This is a genomic window from Shewanella sp. 10N.286.45.A1 (genome assembly GCF_041470405.1).
In the GTDB taxonomy this organism is placed as follows: Bacteria; Pseudomonadota; Gammaproteobacteria; order Enterobacterales; family Shewanellaceae; genus Shewanella.
Genome location: NZ_JBFRMK010000399.1, coordinates 1 through 6,855 on the forward strand (window position 1 = coordinate 1; position 6,855 = coordinate 6,855).

Sequence of the window (6,855 nt, forward strand, 5' to 3'; positions counted from 1 at the left end):
TAGCTCCTAGCTCGTTATGTTGTTGATTATCAATGGCTGGCTAGTGATTATTTGATCAATGGCTGGCTAGTGATTATTTCTATCAATGGCTGGCTAGTGATTATTTGCTGGCTAGTGATTATTTCTAGTGATTATTTTGGCGATAGAAAGTCCCTACTGAAACTCCTGCAACATCAGCGATATCTTTAACACTAATATGTTCGAAGAATTTATCAGCCAAGCAGCTGTGTAATGCTTGTAATATTCTTTGAGTATCTAAACTGCGCTGTTGTTTCGGCGCTAAATCACGTTCAATTGGCATACATTAGGACAATTGAAAAATAATAAGGGCTCAATAATAACAGATTACTTTCTGCAATAGATTATTACTATATCCGCTCTACCTGAAGGCACTGTGTCAATTGGCAGTCTAATGGACTTTTGTCACAGGTTCACGGTTTCAAGCTGAACTTAAACAGCAACATCCAAAAAAACCCACATTCCCCAACCAAATCAACCAGTTACAAAAAACTAAAACTAGTATTACCATTCTAGGTTAATGCGTCTAGATATTAATAATGATAGCTTATGCTTGCAGCGCCATAGTTGGTGTCAGATATTTGCCCTTCGAAATGGTCGCTACCGCGCAGCGTTGAAAATAAGATCCCCCAACTCCCCCACCGCATGGCAAACCCCATACTCAATTGACCTTGCTCATTGATCAATTCAACAGAGTGGCTATCTTTGAAAGTATTACCATCAAGCGTAATATCATTTAGCACATAGCCACCATAAGCTGAAAAAAACAACATCCAGTTAAAATCTTTATCAGACATATAGGCATAGGGGTTAGCACTATGCGATGCGGTTGGATTAATACTGGCGTAGGTTTCATCAAGGCCACTGCCGATCCTAAATGTTAAACCGAAGCCAGCATCAGTACTTAAATTCCCCAGTCCAGCTTGACTGTAAAAACTCACATCTGTAGCCACATTATCTGTCAGCGCTAAGTGACCAAAGCGATGTAAGTATTCTGACTCAATGCGAAACACAGCTTCGTTTTCAAGTTGGTTATCCCAACCTTGAGGATCTCTAGCATCAATAACCGCGTGAATCATACTTTGAGTTTGTTGGGCTAATGAGGCTGGGCCAACGACTCCCAAATTAAGTGCAAGGCTCGTGGCGACATTGTCATCATATTGACGTAATTTAGCTTGCCATAACAACACGCCAGCATAAGGCCTATCGTCAATAAGCAACTGTTCGGTATCTAAGTCTGACGGAGTAAACATGCCTTGTAAGATGGCATAACTAATGCTGTACTGCCCGTTAATGCCTTGGTTTATAAAACTCCAACCACTCGCGGCACGGATCCAAGCAGGCATATCAATATCATCAAACCCTTGAACAGCAGAGTCACCCCACGCATACCCCACACCATTGCTGTAACCATCATCAGTAGGCTCAAGTACGCCGAATGCATCATTTTCAAAGGTAAACTGTCCCCAGTGGCTTGGCTTAAACTCTGCTTCGCTGGCTGCTGCAACAGCATGAAAAAAAAGTATTAGGCCACAAGTGTTCAATAATAAAATATATTTTTGCACGCAATATCAAGGTTCTAAGAAGAGGTAAAGTCATTATAGGTGAGGCTAAACAAAGGGCGAAGTAAATAAGTAGCATTCTCTCTTATGGATCTCATAATTGACACTAACATCGTTTAAATAGAAGTCATAACGAGAGAATTAAAGACGAGTCAACTTTTCATCTTTTTTAAATCTAATCCCCTCCTGGGCTAACTCCACATCAATATTACAATCCAATTGAGATTGATCGAGTTTTTCACAGCGGTTGAGGGTCAACTTATAGTGCTCATTTCTTAAGGCTGACATGACCTCATCACAGCTAAAAGATTTTTGGTTCACCTCTTTGAAGCATAAGCCATGCTTACTTCCCTCATCACCATCTTTAGCCACCAAGTAATCCCAGTCATCACCCCATGACTTTATCCGCATGGTGTACTTTTCATCATCAGTAAATATAGTCAACTCAGGAGCAACCTTTACACCAAAATCCATCTCATTGATTGCATAGATACCAATATCACAAGCCACTGACTCCTGTTGAGTGTCAGCACTAAAGCGTGTACTTTCAGCTGCTAATACGATCTGAAAAGTAAGATCTTTTTGACATGCAGATAAGCTTAGCAGCCCCACACTAACAACATATCTAGCTAGATTCATTGAGTAATTATTCATAGGTGTAATTATTTGTATCGGATACTAACAAAGATAAAGCAGATTGTTTAGCGTCTAAGCTAGTGAGCTGGCTAGTGAATTGACGTTCTAAAATTAAACAGCCGCAAAAAATAGAATAAATAATCAGTTAAAGTGCAATTAACAAATAAATCTGCCATCACAGACTAATTATTCAGCGTTACCTCTGCTTTTTGACTCCTAAAAAATTGCGAATAAAAGTTCACAAATATGTCGATTAAAGGCAAAAAGTGCCCTTAATCCTGCTAAAAAGCCTTATCAGCTATTGAGCGCTTACCTCTATTCGATGCAATAATTTACCAGGCAATAAAGGTGTATGTTGCTGAGCAGCATACTCGGCAAACCCTGACCGATAGAAATCGGATAATGGATGTCCTGATTGGCCACCAGGTATGGTTAACACGCCATTTTCCTCATCGCCAGCTTGCACAATAAATCGCTGCGATGCGCCAAATGAAGCTCCTTGAACGGCTGGCATATAGCTATCACCAAAACCGTTAACGACTGGCATATCAAGCAGTGCGCTTAATATCGGGATCTGTTTAGAGAAAGGGTGCTGTACTTTTAGTTGATTAACGAGCCCCCATGCTAAATCATCCATATCATCGTCTTTACTATAATTGGCCAATAGTTGCTGCTTACTTTGTTGGTAACTGCTGAGCATAAACTCCGACCAATCAGCAAATTGACTCGGTAACCAAGATGCAGGCTTAGCCTCTATCAGTTGCCAAATAGCAGGCTCCAAATAGCGTTTAACTGGCGACAAGCTTTGCGAAGACAAACCTAGCTGCGTTTCAAGCGGTGCAAAAGCGCTATCAATAAGTCGCTGCCGATATTGTCTTACCAAAGTATATCCAACGGAATCACTACAGGCGCATGCTTGCCAATTATTTAAGTAAGCGATGTCCTTAGCAAAGCGCTTTGGCTGAGTGCTTAAAAGGGCCACTAATTGCTGATGCCAAGGCGCTAAAAAACGAGCTTCATTATCTAACTGTAACTGGTAGAAATCATCAACAGAAAAGTTATTTCCAGCAAAGAGACGGTCTCGGATCTGTGAGCTGCGCGCACCAAGGGCATAGCCACCATCTCCTAGCGCTTCATGTTGCTTTGTTGACACAACCCGGGAATTGCCAGACCACAATCGATAGCTTTTAGGGTTAACCATTTCTGGCAACTGCGCATGATCAATAAGCCAGTTCTCGGCTTGATAGTCTGACTCTTTGATTGCAACATCGCTTGGATTTGTTCTTGATGGAAAAGCGCCGGCAGGTTTCCAAGCAGCATTACCTGCAGTATCAACAAGCATCATGTTTTGAATTGGGATCCCCATGTTGCTAGCAATTGTTATCGCTTGCTGTACATCTTTTACCTTGTCCAACTCAATTAACGACATATCTACCGCATAATCGCGGTGCCCGACCCAAGACAGTGCATAATGCTGTGCTAATGTTCCTTTCACGGGTCCATACTCAGACATCATAATCTTATAATCAACGGAAGAATCAGGCAGTAAAATCTGTTCATTTTCGAATGTCAGATCTGAACTATTCTCTATTGCAATCCAATCAGCAGTATCGATGTAGGCGTTGGTAAAGCCCCAAGCCACATGACCATTACTGCCCACCACGATGGCTGGAGCACCAGGCAGTGATACGCCAGTAATACTGATATCCTCATCACTTTGTGAGTAGTTAAGCTGGGCACGGTACCAAATGATAGGCACAGCAAACGATAAGTGCATATCATCAGAGAGCATTGCCTGACCATTTTCAGTTAACGCTCCCGTAACTGCCCAATTATTACTGCCAATATCCAATGTTTCAGTTATCGACTTGGTTTTGGCCTGAGCAACATACTGAGATGACATCAACGGGATGACAGGTTGTTTTAAAGCAATTAGGCTGCCATCTAGCGCAGCTTGATAGCGGCTAGGTTGAATAATGAAATCCAGCATCTGCACGCCAAATATCGATTGAATATAGGTAAGAGTTAGATCACGCTTAATAGTATTGCCTTGCAGATCTAAGTACATGCTGTAGATCACTAGTAAGCTATCTGCTGGTTCCCAAGCCCGTGGTTTTGCGCCGGTAACCAGGTATTCAAAACTATTTATTGCTTGAGCATCAACAGCATCATTTACCCCTTGAGCGTAACTTTGCAAAAGCGCCAAATGTTCCTTTGGTAATGTAGCAACAATACCATTGGCTCGCTTTCTTAATTGGTGAAAACGACGGCTTTTGTCCAGCGGCAAAGCCTTCTCTCCAAATATCTCTGATAGCTCTCCCGCAGAGTTTCGTCTCAGTAGATCCATTTGAAAAAATCTGTCCTGCCCGTGGGCGTAACCTAAGCCATAAGCAGCATCTTGACGGCTATCAGCGGTAACGACCGCCGTGCCTAAGCGGTCTCGCTCAATAGTGATGCTATTACTGATTGCGTCACTATCAATCGATGCATCTAACTTTGGCAAGCTCATAAACAATAATAGGTATACTGACACTGCAGATACAAATACGATGGATAGTAACGTCACGGCTGATATTTTTATTATTTTTATCATTCACTTACCTATAATACATTTATAAAAGTTCGGTGCCGTAAACATCATAAACTGGGTTGCCAATTTGTTAAATAGCCATTTTCAACTATTCATACAATAGTTTGAATAATTAAACAACGACAGCACTCTGCTTGATATGGCAAAATTATCAGTAACATAAAACAGTAAAGTTAAACCATGGCAAAACCCAATAAAAAAGGGCCGACGCAAACTGTCGAAATATTTTGCGCAAAATGCAAAGCCATCCTCTTTAAATACCGAAAAGGCGGCAAAGGGGCATTAGTAAAGTGCTTTAAGGAACGTATTGTCACCGACTACACCACAGCAACTTGTAGTTGCCCGAAATGCGGCCAGGAGTTTGCCAGAGAGACAATCATTCGCGGAGCTCCTGCCTATAAATTTGTTGGTGGCAAAGTCACCATGAAATAGCCGGCATGCATAACAACAATATCACCCGATTATAGCTACATACTGTTATAATCTATTGCAGCGACCGTGATACCTCGGCGCTTATACCTGCAATATGCAATATCACAACTGATAACTGAGACTCACCATGCCGTTTTCTAAGCTTGGATTAAGCAATCCAATCGTTACCGCTGTAGCCGAACAAGGTTACACCAGCCCCACTCCAATCCAAGCCAAGAGCATTCCGGTGATCTTAAGCGGCCGAAATCTGATCGCCGCAGCACAAACAGGTACAGGTAAAACGGCAAGCTTTGTATTACCTATCCTACAGCTCCTTAGTCAATCGCAAACCCAACGTAAAAAGCGAATTAGAGCGTTAATCTTAACCCCCACTCGCGAGCTTGCGGTGCAAGTAGAAGCCAACATAGCACTTTATGGTAAGCATTTAGCGCTGACTTCAATGGCTATGTATGGTGGCGTAGATGCCAAGCCGCAACGCCAACGTCTACTAGATGGAGTGGACATCTTAGTCGCTACACCAGGTCGTCTGCTGGACATGTATACCCAGCGAGCGATTCATTTTGATGAGTTAGATATTCTGGTGCTTGATGAAGCCGATAGAATGCTCGATATGGGCTTTATCGAAGATATCGATAAGATCATGGATAAGCTGCCAACAGACAGACAGAGCTTACTGTTTTCAGCAACCCTATCACATCAAGTGAAAGCCTTAGCCAAAACAGCGATTGATAAACCTGTTGAAATATCAGTTATCGCCAATACTGATTCCAAGCCTAAAATTGAACAATGGCTAACCACTGTAGATAAAGATAAGAAATCGGCGCTATTAAGCCACCTGATTAAGGAAAACAGTTGGCAGCAGGCGCTGATCTTTATTGAAACCAAGCAAGGTGCGGCAAAGCTTGTAAGCCAGCTCGAAAAGCGTGGCATTATTGCCGAGTGTATCCATGGTGGCAGAAGCCAAGAGGTTAGAGAAAAGATCCTAGCAGACTTTAAGGCTGGAGAAATTGGATTATTAATAGCCACAGGAGTTGCTGCTCGAGGCCTCGATATCGATGAATTACCTTTAGTCATTAACTATGACCTTCCCTATCCCGCGGATGACTATATTCACCGCATTGGTCGAACAGGTCGTGCTGGAGCCAACGGTGAAGCGGTATCTTTAGTTTCTAAAGATGATTTCAAAAACTTATGCATGATTGAAAGTCGCCTTGGGTACCTGCTTGAAAGAAGGGAAATTGAAGGTTTTGCTCCTCGAAAAGAGGTACCGATATCAGTGTTGAACTTTAAGCCTAAATTTAAAAAGATGACAGACAAAAGCAAGGACAGTGAACAGTCGAAATCCAAACCTAGCTTAGGCTCTTCATCATCTAACAAGCGCAATGATAATAAAAGCGCTAACAGCAAGTCCAAAAATAACGTTCGCGATAGCAGTAATAAGCTACCTCCGAACCCTTGGAACACGTAGACATATCATCAAGGCCGCTTATTTTTGAGCGGCTTTTGTACATTACACTCTGAGCTAAGACCAGGGTAAGAGCGTGAATGTTTTTCAAGCATTTATTAGTTTTTCCAAATAGGTCGAATCCATTGCTGCTCGGCGTCTCTTTCGGCGAA

General features: G+C 42.2%; 6 protein-coding genes. 2 read left to right on the plus strand and 4 right to left on the minus strand.

All coding sequences use genetic code 11. From position 1 onward, the window contains the following. Positions 1–124: 124 nt before the first annotated feature. From AB4238_RS21895 to AB4238_RS21910, 4 genes are all read right to left on the minus strand, one after another. Positions 125–301: a TetR/AcrR family transcriptional regulator gene (locus AB4238_RS21895; protein WP_372035687.1), complete on the minus strand. Its 177-nt coding sequence runs from the start codon at positions 299–301 to the stop codon at positions 125–127. Positions 302–551: 250 nt separating this feature from the next. Beyond that, on the minus strand, positions 552–1,583 hold the full coding sequence (locus tag AB4238_RS21900) for a lipid A deacylase LpxR family protein (protein WP_372035689.1): 1,032 nt from the start codon (positions 1,581–1,583) through the stop codon (positions 552–554). A 138-nt stretch (positions 1,584–1,721) separates the two neighbouring features. Next, positions 1,722–2,219 carry a hypothetical protein gene (locus AB4238_RS21905; RefSeq protein ID WP_372035691.1) on the minus strand — a complete coding sequence of 166 codons (498 nt, stop codon included), beginning with the start codon at positions 2,217–2,219 and terminating at the stop codon, positions 1,722–1,724. A 295-nt stretch (positions 2,220–2,514) separates the two neighbouring features. Continuing rightward, entirely contained in the window at positions 2,515–4,809 is a 2,295-nt protein-coding gene (locus AB4238_RS21910) for a penicillin acylase family protein (protein WP_372035693.1), read from the minus strand. Positions 4,810–4,986: 177 nt separating this feature from the next. Between AB4238_RS21910 and AB4238_RS21915 the strand changes: the two genes are divergently transcribed. Together AB4238_RS21915 and AB4238_RS21920 are read left to right on the plus strand one after the other, a co-directional pair. Continuing rightward, positions 4,987–5,238 (plus strand): hypothetical protein, encoded by a 252-nt coding sequence (locus AB4238_RS21915; RefSeq protein ID WP_372035695.1) that lies wholly within the window; start codon positions 4,987–4,989, stop codon positions 5,236–5,238. Positions 5,239–5,365: 127 nt separating this feature from the next. Further along, a complete protein-coding gene (locus AB4238_RS21920; RefSeq protein WP_372035697.1) occupies positions 5,366–6,706 on the plus strand; it encodes a DEAD/DEAH box helicase in 1,341 nt (446 codons plus the stop codon). The last annotated feature ends 149 nt before the right edge of the window (positions 6,707–6,855 follow it).

Coding starts and splice junctions, on each gene's coding strand:
- AB4238_RS21895 (WP_372035687.1), bottom strand. CDS start 301: ATGCCAATTGAACGTGATTTAGCGCCGAAACAACAGCGCAGTTTAGAT.
- AB4238_RS21905 (WP_372035691.1), bottom strand. CDS start 2,219: ATGAATCTAGCTAGATATGTTGTTAGTGTGGGGCTGCTAAGCTTATCT.
- AB4238_RS21910 (WP_372035693.1), bottom strand. CDS start 4,809: ATGATAAAAATAATAAAAATATCAGCCGTGACGTTACTATCCATCGTA.
- AB4238_RS21915 (WP_372035695.1), top strand. CDS start 4,987: ATGGCAAAACCCAATAAAAAAGGGCCGACGCAAACTGTCGAAATATTT.
- AB4238_RS21920 (WP_372035697.1), top strand. CDS start 5,366: ATGCCGTTTTCTAAGCTTGGATTAAGCAATCCAATCGTTACCGCTGTA.